The sequence below is a fragment of the Streptomyces sp. EDA2-14 genome (genome assembly GCF_054963755.1).
This window is the reverse complement of sequence record NZ_JBUEGE010000003.1, coordinates 188,960-203,943: the sequence shown is the minus strand read 5'-3', so window position 1 is coordinate 203,943 and position 14,984 is coordinate 188,960. Positions and strand designations below refer to the sequence as shown.

The window sequence follows — 14,984 nt, the reverse complement described above, 5'->3', positions numbered from 1 at the left end:
GCTACTTCGTGAGGAGTCCGACGACCTCGTCGGTGGAGCCGATCTCCGCGATGCGCGGGAAGATCTTGCCGAAGCTGTGCTCGTGGGACGCGGCGTCCGTGTCGGTCGTCGCGTCGTCGACGAGCACCAGGTTGTAGCTCAGCTCCCACGCGGAGCGGGCGGACGACTCGACGCCGATGGACGTCGAGATGCCGCACAGCACGATCTGCGTGACGCCGCGGCGGCGCAGCTGGAGGTCCAGCTCGGTGCCGGTGAAGGCGCCCCAGTGCCGCTTGGTGATCACGATGTCGTCGCCGAGCGGGCCCAGCTCGTCGGGGAACTCGGAGAACGCGGGCGGCGGCGCCTGCGTCATGGCGCCCGCTTCGGCGCGGCCCGTCGGGAGGTCGCCGCCGTCCTGCGACCAGGCGACCTTCACGCGCACGACCGGCAGGCCCTTGGCGCGGAACGCCTCGGCGAGCTTGACGCCGTTCTTGAGGACGTCGGCGGAGGGGTGCACGGTCGGCAGGCCGAGGATGCCGTTCTGGAGGTCGATGAGGACGAGGGCGGGGCGCTCGTCGAGGGGGGAGTTGATGGTCATGTTCGGCAGGCTAACTTTCTGACAGAAAAACTTGCAAGTTTGCCTGTCGATCGTGGGTGCGGCGCCGCTGTCGGTGCCGCCCGGTAGGTTGTGGGACATGCGCATTGCTACCTGGAACGTGAACTCGATCACCGCGCGGCTGCCGCGCCTCCTTGCCTGGCTGGAGAGCAGCGGCACGGACGTGCTGTGCATCCAGGAGACCAAGTGCTCGGCGGAGCAGTTCCCCGCGGACGAGCTGCGGGAGCTGGGCTACGAGTCGGCGGTGAACGCGAACGGCAGGTGGAACGGGGTGGCGCTGCTCTCCCGTGTGGGCCTGGAGGACGTGGTCAAGGGTCTGCCCGGCGACCCCGGCTACGACGGCGCGGAGGAGCCCCGCGCGGTCTCCGCCACCTGCGGCCCGGTCCGCGTCTGGTCCGTGTACGTGCCGAACGGCCGGGAGGTCGACCACGCGCACTACGCGTACAAGCTCCAGTGGTTCGAGGCCCTGAAGGCGGCGGTCGCGGGTGACGCGGCGGGCTCGCGCCCCTTCGCGGTGATGGGCGACTACAACGTGGCGCCGACCGACGACGACGTCTGGGACATCTCCCTCTTCGAGGGTGCGACGCATGTGACCCCGGCCGAGCGTGCGGCGCTCACGGCACTGCGCGAGACGGGCCTGTCGGACGTCGTGCCGCGCCCCCTCAAGTACGACCACCCCTTCACGTACTGGGACTACCGCGCGCTCGGCTTCCCGAAGAACAAGGGCATGCGCATCGACCTCGTCTACGGCAACGAGCCGTTCGCGAAGTCCGTCTCCGACGCGTACGTGGACCGCGAGGAGCGCAAGGGCAAGGGCGCCTCGGACCACGCGCCGGTCGTGGTGGACCTCGACGTCTGAGTCTCCGGGCGCGGGACCCCGTAGCCCCTAGGGCAGCAGGTCCCGCGCCACCGCGTCCACCAGAAGGTCGCGCATCGTGCTCACGGTCATCCCCGGCACCCCCGTGAGCACCTGGATCGCCGCGCCGTCCGTCAGCGCGGTCAGTCGCAGCGCCACCAGGTCCGCCTCCGCGTCCGCGCGGAAGACGCCCTGGCGCTGCCCGCGCCGCACGGTCCGGCGGACCGTCTCCTGCCAGCGGGCGTAGTACTCGTTGTGCGCCGGGCGCAGCTGCGGGCGGATCGCCGCCTCGGCCCAGTACTGCAGCCAGATCGCCCACTCGTCCCGGATCCGGCCCACGCGCGGCAGCTGCATGTCGATCAGCTTCAGCAGCCGCTCGTGCGCGTCGTCGATGGCGCGCAGCTCGACGCTCTGCCGCTCGAACGCCCGGGTCACGCAGTACTTCAGCGCCTCCGCGAGGACGTCGTCCTTGCCCGGGAAGTGGTAGTGCACGGTGCCCGTGCTCGTGCCGCAGGCCCGCGCGATGTCGGCGATCCGCACCGCGTGGAAGCCGCGCTCCGCCATGAGCTGCCACGTCGCCTCGAGGATCAGCCGCGGCCGGTCGTCCTCGGGATCCTTCCTCGCTCTCGCGTCGTCCGTCGGTCGGTCGCTGCTCCGCATCGTCGTGGGCCGCGTCGTCATGGGCTGCTCCATCCACCTCCGTCTGACTGACGAGTCAAGTCTAGGGCCGCATGATGGCCCACCTCCAACTCCTTATGCAACAAGGAAAATTAATCCTTTCGAGCCCTTGACGGTGAGCCGTTGAGCTGGCTGACTGACGCATCAGTTAGAAGCTCAACGCAGCCCGCAGATCGAGGAGGCTCTGTGCGCAGCCATTCCCCCCTGCCCTTGTCCGGAGTGCTCAGGCCGGACGTCCACGCAGGCCGGACCGCCCTGGTGACCGGAGGCGGCACCGGCATCGGCCGGGCGACCGCGCTGGCCCTGGCGGCGGCCGGAGCCAGGGTCCTCGTCTGCGGACGGCGGCCCGAACCGCTGGCGGACGTCGTCCGGGAGATCGAGGGGTTCGGCGGGAGCGCCCTCGCGGTGACCGCCGACATCAGGGAGCCGGACCAGGTCACCGCCGTGGTCGACCGGGCCCTGGACGCCTTCGGGCGGATCGACATCCTGGTCAACAACGCGGGCGGCCAGTTCTCCGCCCCCGCCGAGGACATCACCCCGAACGGCTGGCGGGCCGTGCACCGCCTCGCCGTCGACGCGACCTGGTCGGTGACCCGCGAGGTGGCGCGGCGGGCGATGATCCCGCAGGGCGGCGGCGCGGTGTTCTTCATCGCCTTCTCGCCGCGCCGCGGCATCCCCGGCTTCGCGCACGCCAGCGCCGCGCGGGCCGCCGTGGAGAACCTCGCCGCGGGGCTGAGCCTGGAGTGGAGCCGGCACGGGATCCGGTCGGTGTGCGTGGCGCCCGGCACGATCACCACGTCGGGGCTCGACGAGAACTACACGGATGCGGATCGCGAACTGTGGGCGTCATCCGTGCCGTTGGGCAGGCTCGGTACGCCTGAGGACGTGGCCGGTGTGCTGTCCTTCCTGGCCTCGCCGGGTGGGGCGTACGTCACGGGGACGACCGTCGTCGTGGATGGCGGGGCCGATGCGTGGGGGGCGGGCCACCCGGTGCCGGTCGCTGCGCAGGCCGTTCCGGTGGCCTGAGAGCGGGTTTCGCCTCGCCGCACATCTGGGCCCGCACCGGTCCTACGCCTCGGGGCTCTGCCCCGGACCCCGCGCCTCAATCGCCGGCGGGGCTTGAAATGCCCGCATCGGCCCGGGCCCTGCTGCTCGATCGCTGGCGGGGCTTGATTTGTCCGCATCGGCTCGGGCCCTGCTGCTCGATGGTCGGCGGGGCTTGATTTGTCCGCATCGGCTCGGGCCCCGCTGCTCGATCGCCGCAGGGGCTTGAAATGCCCGTACCGGTAACCGCACCCGCTCACCCGGAGGCCTTCGCATGACCATTGACGCTGTCAGTCCCGCGTCCCCCGTGCACCCCGCAGCCCCCACCGTCCAGCGCGACCTCGATCCGCTGTTCTCGCCCAATGCCGTCGCGATCGTCGGTGCCAGCAACGACGCCTCCAAGTGGGGCAACTGGATCAGCGTCCAGGCGCTGCGCATGCGGGAGCGCCGGCCCGTCTTCCTCGTCAACCGGCGCGGTGGGCCGGTGCTCGGCGAGGCCACGTACCCGTCCATGGCCGCCCTGCCCCAGCAGGCCGACCTCGCCGTCATCGCCGTACCCGCGGCCGGGTTCGAGGCGGCCGTCGACGACGCGCTCGCGGCGGGCGCCCGCGCCATCGTCGCGATCACCGCCGGGTTCGCCGAGACCGGCGCCGAGGGCCGGGAGGTGCAGGCGCGGCTCGCCGAGCGGGTGCGCGCGGCCGGAGCCGTGCTGCTCGGGCCCAACTGTCTGGGCGTGTTGGACAGCAGCAGCGAGTTGTACTTGTCGTCGAATCCGTTGCCGCCGGGGCCGGTCGGGCTGATCTCGCAGAGCGGCAACATGGCGCTCGAACTCAGCCACATCCTCACCGAACGCGGCTTGGGCTTCTCCCGGTTCGCCTCCCTCGGCAACCAGGCCGACCTCACCGTCGCCGACCTGATCCGCGCCTACACCGCGCACCCCGAGACCGAGCTGATCGCCGTCTACAGCGAGGACTTCGGCGACGGCCGGGACTTCGTGGCCGCCGCGGCCGAGGCCTCCGCCCTCGGCAAGCCGGTCGTGCTGCTCACCGTCGGCGCGTCCGCCGCGTCCGTACGCGGCGCGCAGTCCCACACCGGGGCCCTTGCCAGCGACAGTTCGGTGATCGACGCGGCCTGCCGGGCGGGCGGCATCGACCGGGTGAGCAGCCCCCGCGAGATGGCGGGGCTGTTGGAAGCGCTGCATCTGTTCGGTGCCGCGCCCGCCAAGCGCACCGCCGTCCTCGCCGATGGTGGTGGCCACGGGTCCGTCGCCAGCGACATCGCCGAGGCGCACCGGCTGTCCGTCGAGGAGTTCGGGCCGGACCTCGCGGCCCGGCTGCGCGCGGAGCTGACCCCGTCGGCGGGCGTCGGCAACCCCGTCGACCTCGCGGGCGCCGGCGAGCAGGACATCACGTCCTTCGAGCGCAGCCTGCGCGTGCTGCTCGACGCACCGGAGGTCGAATCGGTCCTCGTCACCGGCTACTTCGGCGGCTACGGCGAGTACGGACCCGAACTCGCCGCCGCCGAGATCGAGACGGCCACCGCCATGGGCGCCCTGGTCCGCGACCGCGCCAAGCCGGTCGCCGTGCACACCATGTACCACCAGAGCCCCGCCGCACTGGAGTTGCAGCGGCTCGGCGTCCCGGTGTTCCGCGCCGTCGAGGAGGCCGCCCGCAGCCTCGGCATGCTCGCCCGGCACGCCCCCACCACGCCGGTGATAGCGCCGCTGCCCGCCCCGGCCGCGCCCGCCGCCGACGAGGGCTACTGGACCGCCCGGGAACTCATCCGCGCCGCGGGCGTCGCCTTCCCCGACGCCCGGCTCGCGAGCTCGCCCGACGAGGCGGTCGACGCGGCCCTGGAGATCGGCGGCACCGTCGTCGTCAAGGCGCTCGGCCTGCTGCACAAGTCCGACTCGGGCGGCGTCGCGCTCGGCCTCAAGACCCCGGACGAGGTGCACGCCGCCGTCGGCGACATGGACGCGCGGCTCGCCCCGCCCGGCTACTGCGTCGAGGCGATGGCCGACCTGAGTGCGGGCCACGAACTCATCGTCGGCGTACGGCAGGACCCGCGGTTCGGCCCCGTCGCCATGGTCGGGCTCGGCGGCATCACCACCGAGGTGCTGCGCGACGTCGCCTTCGGCCTCGCCCCGCTCACCCCCGACGCCGCCCGCGACCTTCTCGGCGAACTGCGCGCCAAGGCCCTGCTGCACGGGGTCCGCGGCCGCCCCGCCGTCGACCTGGACGCGCTCGCCCGCACCGTGGCCGCCATCACCGAGGCCGCCGCCGCCCACCCCGAGATCGCCGAACTGGAGGTCAACCCGCTGCTCGCGACACCGCACGGCTCCCTGGGCCTCGACGCCCGGATCGTCCTCGCCTGACCCACCCCGCCGTACCGCCCCCCCCCGCGTCACCAACTCTGGAGGAACACCGTGGAGTTCACCCTCACCCCCCGCCTCGCCGACCTCAAGCAGCGCGCCGCGAGCCTCACCGGCAAGATCATGCAGTTCGAGGAGGACTGCGAGGCAGACAACGGTCTGTCGCCCGAGGCGCACTCCGTGATCCGCGAGGCGGTCCTGGAGCACGGCCTCCAGGCGATCAACATGCCCACCGAGTGGGGCGGCGCCGGACTGAGCATCCTGGAGCAGGTCGTCGTCCAGGACGAGCTGGGCAAGCTCACCAACGCCCTGTGGGACGCGGTGTGGCGCCCCGCCAACTGCCTGCGCGCCTGCACCCCCGAGCAGCGCGAGCGCTACCTGATCCCCGACATCAACGGCGAGCGCCGCGACGCCGTCGCCATCACCGAGGAGCACGCGGGATCCGACCCGTCCCGGATCACCACCACGGCCACCCGCGACGGCGACGGCTACGTCATCAACGGCGAGAAGTGGTTCGTGACCGTCGGCGACACCGCCGACTTCCTGATCGTCCTCGCCTACGTGCTGCCCGACAACGAGCCCACGATGTTCGTCGTCGACAAGGACACCCCCGGCATCTCCGTGAAGCGCACCCCGCGCTACACCCACACCTTCGTCTACGAGCACCCCGAGTTCCTCTTCGAGAACGTGCGCGTCGGCCAGGACGCCGTCCTCGGCGCCATCGGCGCGGGCTACGACCTGACGCGCGACTGGTTCACCGAGGAGCGTCTGATGATCGGCGCCCGCACCATCGGCGCCGCCGAGCGCGCCCTGCGCCTGGCCGTCGACTGGGCCAAGGAGCGCGAGCAGGGCGGCGACCTGCTGATCAACCGGCAGATGATCCAGGCCTACATCGCGGACTCGGTCACCGAGATCGCCACCAACCGCGCCTTCACCCACCAGGTGGCCTGGGAGTTCGACCAGGGCGGCGACCGCAAGACGCTGCACGCCAAGGCGGCCACCGCCAAGCTCGCCGCGTCCGAGGCCTCCAACCGGATCGTCGACCGCTGCCTGCAGATCTTCGGCGGCCGCGGCTACATGCGGGACAACGCCGTCGAGCGGCTCTGGCGCGAGCTGCGCGTCGACCGCATCTGGGAGGGCACCTCCGAGATCCAGCGTCTGGTCATCGCCAACGAGGTGAGCAAGCGCGGCCTCGACGACCTGCTGGCCTTCACCACCGAGGCGCCCGCGCAGAGCTGACGGTCCACCGCCACCGGGGGCCGCCGCACCGCACCGCGGCGGCCCCCGCCCCCGATCGCCCGGAGAGGCCCCGTATGACCACCGCACCCGCAGTCGACGAGCCCGCCACCGACGCCGGCACCGTGACGGTCGCCCTGCACGGCGAGGCCCACGACATCGCCGTCGTCACCCTCGACCGCCCCCGCAAGCTCAACGCGCTCTCCACGCACATGGAGGCCGCACTCCTCGACGCCGTCCGCTCCCCGGAGGTCACCGGCAGCCGCGCCGTCGTCGTCACCGGCACCGAGCGCGCCTTCTCGGCCGGCGCCGACACCGGCGAACTGCGCGAGATGACCCCGAAGGCGATCGCCGCCTACTACCGCGGATCCGGCGGCGTCTACGAGGAGTTCGCCGCGCTGCCCCAGCCCACCGTCGCCGCGATCAGCGGCTACTGCGTGGGCGGCGGGCTCGAACTCGCCCTCGCCGCCGACTTCCGGATCGCCGACCCCAGCGCCGTGTTCATGCTGCCCGAGGTCCGCCTCGGCATCCTGCCGGGCTCCGGGGGAGTGGCCCGCCTGGTGCGCGAGGTCGGCCCCGCCCGCACCCGCGACCTCGTGCTGCGCGGCCGCCGCTGCGGCGCCGACGAGGCCCTGGACTGGGGGCTGCTCACCGAGATCGCCGAGGACCCGCACGACGTGCGCGCCCGCGCGCTCGCCCTCGCCGCCGAACTCACCGTCCACGACCCGCTCACCCTCACGTACGCCAAGCAGGTCGTCGACGCCGCCGCCGAATCCTCCAAGGAGACCGCACTGCTGCTCGAACACCTCGCCTACGCGGCCCTCAACCGCACCGGCTGACCCGCCGCCCGTCCGCACGACAGGGGGGATTCGCACGTCCGCACCGCATCACACATCCCAGGAGGCCACACCCATGGCAGTCACGACGTCGGAAGCGGGCCAGGTCCCGCAGCCACCGGAGCCCGCGGGCCGGCGGCCCGTGGTCGAGACCCGGTCCATCGACTACGTGCCGCTCGCCGAGCGCCGTGGAAAGGTCTGGCACCTCTTCCCGGTCTGGTTCGCTGGCGACGCCCATCTGGCCACCGTCGCCACCGGCGCCATCGGCGTCGCCCTCGGCGGCAACCTGATCTGGACCGCCATCGCCATCGTCCTCGGCAACGCGCTCGGCACGTTCTTCATGGCGTTCCACTCCACGCAGGGGCCGCAGCTCGGACTGCCCCAGATGGTGCAGTCCCGGCCGCAGTTCGGCTTCGTGGGGGCGCTGCTCGTGTGGGTCGTGGCCCTGGTGACGTACATCGGGTACACGGCGTTCAACCAGATCCTCGTCGGATCCACCATGAAGTACCTGACGGGCACGCCCGCCGGGGTCAGCTACATCGCGTACGCGGCGATCGCCATCGTCCTCGCGATCGTCGGCTACGACTTCATCCACAAGGCCTCGCGCTGGCTAACGTATCTGATGATGGCCGCGCTGATCGTCTTCTCGGTGGGCATCCTGTTCGTCTCGCCGTTCTCCGCCGAGCAGGTGGACCTCGGCACCTTCGCGCTCGCCCCGTTCCTCATCCAGCTCTTCCACGCCGCCGTCTACCAGCTGTCGTGGTCGATCTACGTGTCCGACTACTCCCGCTACCTGCCGCCGAGCGTCGGCGTGCGCTCCTCGTTCTGGTGGACGTACCTCGGCGCGGGCGTCGGCGGGGCGTGGATGATGCTCGTGGGCGCCGTCGCCGCGGGCCTGTTCCCCAAGCTCGACCTGGTGCGCTCCATCATCGAGGCGGGCGACCAGGTCTTCCCCGGCTTCGGGGTGGCGCTGCTGCTGGTCTCCGTGGCGCCGCTGATCAGCATCGGCACGCTCAACTTCTACGGCGGCAGCCTCACGCTGCTGTCCTCCATCGACTCCATCAAGCGCATCCCGCTGACCCTGCGCTCCAGGATCGCGACACTCCTTGTGCTCGGGGTGGTCTCCACCGGCCTCGCGTTCGGGGCGAGCGACGACTTCCTCACCACCTTCGGGCACTTCCTGATCGTGCTCGGGATGCTGTTCACGCCGTGGACCGCCGTCAACCTCGTCGACTTCTACGTCGTGCGGCGCGGCCGCTACTCGATCCGCGAGATATTCAACCCGCAGGGCATGTACGGCCGCTGGAACTGGCGGGGCCTGACCGCGTACGCCGTCGGGTTCGTCGCCATGCTGCCCTTCGCCGTCATCGGCGACGTCCGCGGGCCGCTCGCCCACTGGGTGCGGGGCGCCGACGTGACGATGCTGGTCGGTCTCGCGGTGACGTCCGTGCTGTACCTCGCCCTGTGCCGCTCGCTCGACACCGAGGCGGAGCGCGCCGCGGTGGAGGCGGCCGACGCGGGGCTCGAAGCCGAGTCCGAGCCCGCCGCAGGGAGCCACACGTGAGCGACATCGAACGCGTCGGAGTCGTCGGAGCGGGCCTGATGGGCTCCGGCATCGCCGAGGTCTGCGCGCGGGCCGGACTCGACGTGCTGGTCGCCGAGGCCGGCCGGGACGCGGCCCGCGCCGGGTACCACCGCATCGAGGCGTCGCTGCGGCGCGCCGCGGAGCGCGGCAAGCTGACGCAGGAGGAGGCCGACGGCGCGCTGTCGCGGATCCGGCTCACCACGGACCTGGGCGAGTTCGCCGACCGGGACCTCGTCGTGGAGGCGGTCGCCGAGCGCGCCGAGGCCAAGACCGAGGTGTTCGCCGCGCTCGACAAGGTGGTGGAGCGGGCGGACGCCGTCCTCGCCTCGAACACGTCGTCGATCCCGATCATGCAGCTGGGCACCGCCACGTCGCGGGCCGCCCGTGTCGTCGGCATCCACTTCTTCAACCCCGTGCCGGTGCTGCCGCTCGTGGAGGTGGTGCCGTCCCTGCTGACCGACGCCGCCACGGTGGAGCGGGCCCGCGCCTTCGCCGAGGGCGTGCTCGGCAAGCGCGTCGTCAGGGCCACGGACCGGGCGGGGTTCGTGGTGAACGCCCTGCTGGTGCCGTATCTGCTGTCGGCGGTGCGGATGCTGGAGACCGGCGTCGCCTCCGCCGCCGACATCGACGACGGGATGGTGCACGGCTGCGCGCACCCGATGGGGCCGCTCGCCCTCGCGGACCTCATCGGCCTGGACACGGTCGTGTCGATCGCCGACTCCCTGTACGCGGAGTACAAGGAACCGCTGTACGCCCCGCCCCCGCTGCTGCTGCGGATGGTCGAGGCGGGCCTGACCGGACGGAAGTCGGGCCGCGGCTTCCACCGCTACCGGGCGTCGGGCTGACCCCGGCCGGACGGGGCCCGGTTGTCAGTGGCGGGGGCTAGCGTCGACGCCCGTGACGGATCTGACGACGTACCTGACCTCGACCCAACTGGCCTACGACACCGCGGCCGGCGCCTACGCCGAGATCGTGCCCCCGCTCTTCCCGCAGGACCTGTACGCGCACGCGATGTTCGGCGCCTTTGCCGAGCGTGTGAAGCGCGCGGGCGCCGGGCCCGTGGCCGACCTCGGCTGCGGGCCCGGCCACGTGACGGCCCATCTGGCCTCTCTCGGCCTGGACGCGTTCGGCATCGACCTCTCGCCGAAGACGGTCGCCGAGGCCCGTCGCGCCCACCCCGGACTGCGGTTCGAGGAGGGCACGATGACCGGACTCGACCTGGCCGACGGCTCCCTCGGCGGCGCCGTCGCCTGGTACTCGACGGTGCACACGCCGCCGGAGCTGCTGCCCACGGTGTTCGCCGAGTTCCACCGCGTCCTCGCCCCCGGCGGCTACCTGCTGCTCGGCTTCAAGGTGGGCGACCTGCTGCGGCACCTGGACCACGCCTACGGCCACGACCTCTCGCTGGACGTCTACTGGCTGGACCCGGAGCACGTCGTCGGGCTCGTGGAGCAGGCCGGTCTCCCTGTGGAGGCCGAGCTGGTCCGCGAGCCCGAGGACTACGAGCGGGCGACCCAGGGACGGCAGGCCGTCCTGATCGCCCGCAAGCCGGTGGACGCTACGGCCTGAGCACGTCCAGGTCGATCGAGTCGGCCAGCGCCTTCAGACCCGGATCGCCGGGGTGCAGATGGTCCCCGCTGTCGTACGCGGGGAGCATCCGCGCCGGATGCGCCGGATCCCGTACGACGGCGTCGAAGTCGAGGAAGCCGTCGAAGCCCGAATCGGGGCTGCGCACGAAGGCGTTGACCGCCTCCCGCTGCACATCGGCCGCCGCCGTGCACAGCGCCTCGCCCTCGCACGGCGTGATGGTCGCCCCGATCACCTTCAGGCCGCGCGCGTGCGCCCGCGCCACGATCTCCCGCAGGCCCGCCTCGACCTGCGCGGCGCTCGCGCCCCAGCGCACGTCGTTGACGCCCTGGAAGACGACGACCGTCTTCGCCGAGGTCTGGGCGAACACATCGCGGTCGAGCCGGTGCAGCGCGCTGACGCCGCCCGTGTCGGTGGAGATCCCGTCGCCGGCGTAGCGGTCGGCGACGACCCGGTTCGCGGAGATGCCCTCGTTGAGCACTCCGTAGTGCGGCACCTTCGACTGCGCGAGGAGTCGCGTGGCGAGCACGTTGGGCCAGCGGTGGTTCGCGTCCAGCGTCGATTTCACGCCGTCCGTGATGGAGTCGCCGAGCAGCACGACGGAGCCGGGGCCGCCCCCGACGTCGACGCCCGTGAGCAGCGGCCAGTACGAGATAGCCGAGGTGTAGGAGGAGCCGTCCGCCTCCGTGGCGTGATCGCCCGCGGTGCTGACGTAACTGCGCTGGATGGCCTGGCTGTGCACGGGCGCCGCGGTGACCGGCTCCGGCAGATGGAAGCTCACGAGCAGGTTGGAGTTCTCCGGCACGTCGAAGTCGACCGGATCGCTGAACGCCTGCCCACCGGCCGGGAGTTGCGTGCCCGACGCACCCCGGAAGGTCAGCGGCACCGGCTTCCCGCGCGCCGCGGCCCCCGTCCCCTGCACGGCCACCGACGCGGACCCGATGCGCACCGGGGTCGCGGCGAAGGTGTTCTCCAGGCGGATGCGGATCTTCGGCCCGCCGGTGCTCGTGTGCACCACGAGCCGGATGGTGCGGTCGGCCCACGGCCCCACCGCCGTGTACCCGGCGGGCGAGGCCGACCACGTGCCGGTCCAGCCGGACGTCGCCGCGCGCACGGACAGGTCGAAGACGTGCAGCGCCGGTCCGCCGTTCGTCCGCGGCAGCTCCACGGACTTGATCTGCCGGTTCTTGTGCACCGGCACGGTCACCGTGTAGAGCCGGGTCTTCTCGGTGACCTGCCCGTCCGGCGTGTTCCGGTGCGGCAGCGCCACCGACTTCGTGGCGAGCGGCCCGGTGCGCCAGTCGGGCGCGGTCAGCCGGTACGTCGACCGGGAGCCGTCCGCGTACCGGACGGTGCCGGAACCGCTCGCGTCGCCGCCGGTCCCGGCGACGAGGAAGGCGAGGGCGTCCCCGCGTCCGGTCAGCCGCACGGACTGGCCGTCGGCCCGGACGTTGTCGGGCCCGGCCCCCGCCGTTTTCGGCCAGGTGAGCCGGGCCCGGTCGACCTCCATGGCGCGGCCGGGCGTCCAGCCGGCCGCGGCGAGGTCCTGCGCGGACAGCGAGCCGCCCACGCCGTCGAAGTCCGCTTCGCCGGGCGTCGTGTCGTCGCTGACGGCCCGGTTGTCGAAGAGCCGCTCCAAGGGGAGCGGCCCGGGTCTGGCGGGGGCGGCGTGGGCCGCGGTGACGGGGGAGATCCCCGCGCAGGCGGCCAGTATGAACGCGGCTCCCCAAATGCGTCGGCGCAAGACCGGCTCCCTCCGCTTGTGAGTGCACCGTGATGGTTGCGCCATGAAGTTAAGGATGGGGTGATGACCCGTCAATGTGTCGCGGGGTAAACGGGGGAGAAAGGCCGGTGTCCGGTTCCTGAACACCGCACGTAGCAGCCTCCGCGCGCCTGTGGTGCGGTCAGGTGCGGGGATGCCAATCTGGGCGATATGAAGATCCCTTTCGCGGCTCATTGGCGCAAGAAGCACGGTCCGGCCCACGGTGTCGCCGTGTTCCCGACCGCTGACGACGGTGACGAGAGCGGTCTCGTCGAACTCCTCTCCGAATGCGAGCTGTTGCGCTCCCAGGCCGACGACGCGGGGGTCGAACTCGACGAGTCGGTGCGGTCGTTGGAGGCCCTTGATCAACTCACGCCGCGCTGGCGCGACGACGAGGACACGCTGCACTGGCTGGGCAACGACGCGGGCCTCTACCTCGGTTCGGTCATGGTGCGGCACGTGCCGGGGGCCGCCTGGGTGATCTGGGACAACGGCCAGCCGGTGGTCCGGCTCGAGTCCGGCCGGGAGATCGACGTCGTGGAGGCGGGGCACGCGTGGGCGGCGAGCGGGGCCCCGGAACTCTCCCAGTTCTACGCGGAGGCGGCCGAGTCCTAGGCCGCCGTGAAGGTGCCACGTAGTTGAGCCTCAAATACGGTTAATGCCCATAAGTGCGTGTCGTCTGTTAAGTCCCATGTAAGCGTGGATAGTTTGCGCGGACTGATGCACAGCTGAAAGTGGGCAGGGACTGCCGATGGCCGTCGATCCGTTGATCGAGCTGCGTGACGTGAACAAGTACTACGGGGAGCTGCATGTCCTCCAGGACATCGACCTCACCGTCGGCAAGGGGGAGGTGGTGGTGGTCATCGGCCCTTCGGGGTCGGGCAAATCGACGCTCTGCCGGACGATCAACCGTCTGGAGACCATCGAGTCGGGAACGATCCGGCTCGACGGACAGCCGCTCCCCGAGGAGGGGAAGGCGCTCGCGCAACTTCGCGCCGAAGTGGGCATGGTCTTCCAGTCGTTCAACCTCTTCGCCCACAAGACGGTGCTCCAGAACGTCGCGCTGGCCCAGCTGAAGGTCAGAAAGCGCAAGAAGGACGAGGCCGAGAAGCGCTCCCGGGAACTCCTGGATCGGGTCGGGCTCGCCGCGCACGCCGACAAGTTCCCCGCCCAGCTCTCCGGCGGACAGCAGCAGCGCGTGGCCATCGCCCGCGCCCTCGCCATGGACCCCAAGGCACTCCTCTTCGACGAGCCGACCTCGGCCCTCGACCCGGAGATGATCAACGAGGTCCTCGAGGTCATGCAGCAGCTCGCGCGCGACGGAATGACGATGGTCGTGGTCACCCACGAGATGGGCTTCGCCCGCACGGCGGCCGACCGCGTCGTGTTCATGGCGGACGGCAGGATCGTCGAGGACCGCAACCCCGAGGAGTTCTTCAACCACCCGGAGAGCGAGCGCGCCCGGGACTTCCTCTCCAAGATCCTGAAGCACTGACCGGGGGAGCGCACCACCACATGATCGCCAAGTCGCTACGGCTGCTCGCCGCCCTGGTGGTGACGGCCCTCGCCGCCACCGCCTGCGGCAAGGAGGGCAGTCCGCCCGTCAAGGGCCCCTCGGCCGCCGAGCTCCCGCAGTACAAGATCGCCCGGGGCTTTTCGCTGCCCGACTCCCCGACGTGGAAGAAGGCGGAGCGGCGCGGCTACTTCGTCGTGGGCGCCAAGGAGGACCAGCCCTACCTCGGCGAGAAGAACCCGGCCGACGGCACGTACTCGGGCTTCGACATCGAGATCGCCAAGATGGTCTCGGCCTCCCTCGGTCTCGACCCGAAGCGGATCCGCTTCAAGACGATCGCGTCGGCGAACCGCGAGACGGCCCTGCAGAACGGCCAGATCGACACTTACGTCGGCACGTACACCATCAACGACATGCGCAAGAAGCTCGTCGGCTTCGCGGGCCCGTACTACATGGCGGGGCAGTCGCTGCTCGTACGCACCGACGAGGACGACATCAACGGCCCGAAGGACCTCGCGGGCAAGCGCGTCTGCTCGGCCGCCGGATCCACGCCCTACCAGCGGATCAAGGCCGACTACCCGAAGGCCGAGCTCGTCTCCTACGACACGTACTCGATCTGCGTCGACAACCTGCTGACCTACCAGGTCGACGCGGTCACCACGGACGACGCGATCCTGCTCGGCTACGCGGCCAAGGCGCCCGACGAGCTGAAGCTGGTCGGCGAGCCGTTCTCCGAGGAGCCGTACGGCATCGGGGTGCCCAAGTCCGACAACGCGCTCCGGTTCGCCATCAACGACGCGCTGGAAGCCCGGCAGAAGAACGGCGACTGGAAGAGGGCGTACGACGCGACGCTCGGCCTCTCCGGAGTGCCCGCCCCGAAACCGCCCGCCATCGACCGCTACCCGGCGAACTGAGGAGGCG

At 71.5% G+C, this 14,984-nt stretch carries 14 protein-coding genes; 11 read left to right on the top strand and 3 right to left on the bottom strand.

Annotated features, from left to right (window positions below; all coding sequences use genetic code 11):
• Window position 1: 1 nt before the first annotated feature.
• Window positions 2-577: an isochorismatase family protein gene (locus tag ACY34M_RS10745; RefSeq protein ID WP_462719382.1), complete on the bottom strand. Its 576-nt coding sequence runs from the start codon at window positions 575-577 to the stop codon at window positions 2-4.
• 97 nt (window positions 578-674) lie between these two features.
• Between ACY34M_RS10745 and ACY34M_RS10740 the strand changes: the two genes are divergently transcribed.
• Complete coding sequence (locus ACY34M_RS10740) at window positions 675-1,454, top strand: exodeoxyribonuclease III (protein WP_462719381.1); 780 nt, start codon at window positions 675-677, stop codon at window positions 1,452-1,454.
• A 27-nt stretch (window positions 1,455-1,481) separates the two neighbouring features.
• Here ACY34M_RS10740 and ACY34M_RS10735 read toward each other — a convergent pair whose 3' ends face one another.
• Window positions 1,482-2,132, bottom strand: coding sequence for a TetR/AcrR family transcriptional regulator (locus ACY34M_RS10735; protein ID WP_462719380.1), 651 nt, complete (start codon window positions 2,130-2,132; stop codon window positions 1,482-1,484).
• A 183-nt stretch (window positions 2,133-2,315) separates the two neighbouring features.
• On the opposite strand from ACY34M_RS10735, the gene ACY34M_RS10730 reads away from it, so the two are divergent.
• The 7 genes from ACY34M_RS10730 (at window position 2,316) to ACY34M_RS10700 (ending at window position 10,770) form a co-directional block, all read left to right on the top strand.
• Window positions 2,316-3,155, top strand: a complete 840-nt coding sequence (locus ACY34M_RS10730; RefSeq protein ID WP_462719379.1) for an SDR family oxidoreductase — start codon at window positions 2,316-2,318, stop codon at window positions 3,153-3,155.
• 292 nt (window positions 3,156-3,447) lie between these two features.
• Entirely contained in the window at window positions 3,448-5,547 is a 2,100-nt protein-coding gene (locus tag ACY34M_RS10725; protein WP_462719378.1) for an acetate--CoA ligase family protein, read from the top strand.
• 51 nt (window positions 5,548-5,598) lie between these two features.
• The gene (locus ACY34M_RS10720) at window positions 5,599-6,783 is read left to right on the top strand and encodes an acyl-CoA dehydrogenase family protein (protein WP_462719377.1); all 1,185 of its coding nucleotides are present in this window, start codon (window positions 5,599-5,601) and stop codon (window positions 6,781-6,783) included.
• A 74-nt stretch (window positions 6,784-6,857) separates the two neighbouring features.
• Window positions 6,858-7,619, top strand: coding sequence for an enoyl-CoA hydratase/isomerase family protein (locus ACY34M_RS10715; protein WP_462719376.1), 762 nt, complete (start codon window positions 6,858-6,860; stop codon window positions 7,617-7,619).
• Between the two features lie 73 nt (window positions 7,620-7,692).
• Window positions 7,693-9,180: a purine-cytosine permease family protein gene (locus tag ACY34M_RS10710; RefSeq protein ID WP_462719375.1), complete on the top strand. Its 1,488-nt coding sequence runs from the start codon at window positions 7,693-7,695 to the stop codon at window positions 9,178-9,180.
• A complete protein-coding gene (locus ACY34M_RS10705) occupies window positions 9,177-10,046 on the top strand; it encodes a 3-hydroxybutyryl-CoA dehydrogenase (RefSeq protein WP_462719374.1) in 870 nt (289 codons plus the stop codon). The genes ACY34M_RS10710 and ACY34M_RS10705 overlap by 4 nt, the downstream gene beginning before the upstream one ends.
• A gap of 52 nt (window positions 10,047-10,098) precedes the next feature.
• On the top strand, window positions 10,099-10,770 hold the full coding sequence (locus ACY34M_RS10700) for a class I SAM-dependent methyltransferase (protein WP_462719373.1): 672 nt from the start codon (window positions 10,099-10,101) through the stop codon (window positions 10,768-10,770).
• Here the strand turns inward: ACY34M_RS10700 and ACY34M_RS10695 are convergent.
• Window positions 10,760-12,577: an SGNH/GDSL hydrolase family protein gene (locus ACY34M_RS10695; RefSeq protein WP_462719372.1), complete on the bottom strand. Its 1,818-nt coding sequence runs from the start codon at window positions 12,575-12,577 to the stop codon at window positions 10,760-10,762. The two genes, ACY34M_RS10700 and ACY34M_RS10695, sit on opposite strands and share 11 nt — an antisense overlap.
• Window positions 12,578-12,721: 144 nt before the next feature.
• On the opposite strand from ACY34M_RS10695, the gene ACY34M_RS10690 reads away from it, so the two are divergent.
• From ACY34M_RS10690 to ACY34M_RS10680, 3 genes are all read left to right on the top strand, one after another.
• The gene (locus tag ACY34M_RS10690; protein ID WP_462719371.1) at window positions 12,722-13,165 is read left to right on the top strand and encodes a DUF6278 family protein; all 444 of its coding nucleotides are present in this window, start codon (window positions 12,722-12,724) and stop codon (window positions 13,163-13,165) included.
• 136 nt (window positions 13,166-13,301) lie between these two features.
• Window positions 13,302-14,045: an amino acid ABC transporter ATP-binding protein gene (locus ACY34M_RS10685; protein ID WP_462719370.1), complete on the top strand. Its 744-nt coding sequence runs from the start codon at window positions 13,302-13,304 to the stop codon at window positions 14,043-14,045.
• Between the two features lie 20 nt (window positions 14,046-14,065).
• A complete protein-coding gene (locus ACY34M_RS10680) occupies window positions 14,066-14,977 on the top strand; it encodes a glutamate ABC transporter substrate-binding protein (RefSeq protein WP_462719369.1) in 912 nt (303 codons plus the stop codon).
• The last annotated feature ends 7 nt before the right edge of the window (window positions 14,978-14,984 follow it).

Excerpts from the sequence above, each read along its gene's own strand:
- ACY34M_RS10745 (WP_462719382.1), bottom strand. The coding sequence starts at position 577 with ATGACCATCAACTCCCCCCTCGACGAGCGCCCCGCCCTCGTCCTCATC.
- ACY34M_RS10695 (WP_462719372.1), bottom strand. The coding sequence starts at position 12,577 with ATGGCGCAACCATCACGGTGCACTCACAAGCGGAGGGAGCCGGTCTTG.
- ACY34M_RS10735 (WP_462719380.1), bottom strand. The coding sequence starts at position 2,132 with ATGACGACGCGGCCCACGACGATGCGGAGCAGCGACCGACCGACGGAC.
- ACY34M_RS10685 (WP_462719370.1), top strand. The coding sequence starts at position 13,302 with ATGGCCGTCGATCCGTTGATCGAGCTGCGTGACGTGAACAAGTACTAC.
- ACY34M_RS10725 (WP_462719378.1), top strand. The coding sequence starts at position 3,448 with ATGACCATTGACGCTGTCAGTCCCGCGTCCCCCGTGCACCCCGCAGCC.
- ACY34M_RS10715 (WP_462719376.1), top strand. The coding sequence starts at position 6,858 with ATGACCACCGCACCCGCAGTCGACGAGCCCGCCACCGACGCCGGCACC.
- ACY34M_RS10710 (WP_462719375.1), top strand. The coding sequence starts at position 7,693 with ATGGCAGTCACGACGTCGGAAGCGGGCCAGGTCCCGCAGCCACCGGAG.
- ACY34M_RS10690 (WP_462719371.1), top strand. The coding sequence starts at position 12,722 with ATGAAGATCCCTTTCGCGGCTCATTGGCGCAAGAAGCACGGTCCGGCC.
- ACY34M_RS10740 (WP_462719381.1), top strand. The coding sequence starts at position 675 with ATGCGCATTGCTACCTGGAACGTGAACTCGATCACCGCGCGGCTGCCG.
- ACY34M_RS10680 (WP_462719369.1), top strand. The coding sequence starts at position 14,066 with ATGATCGCCAAGTCGCTACGGCTGCTCGCCGCCCTGGTGGTGACGGCC.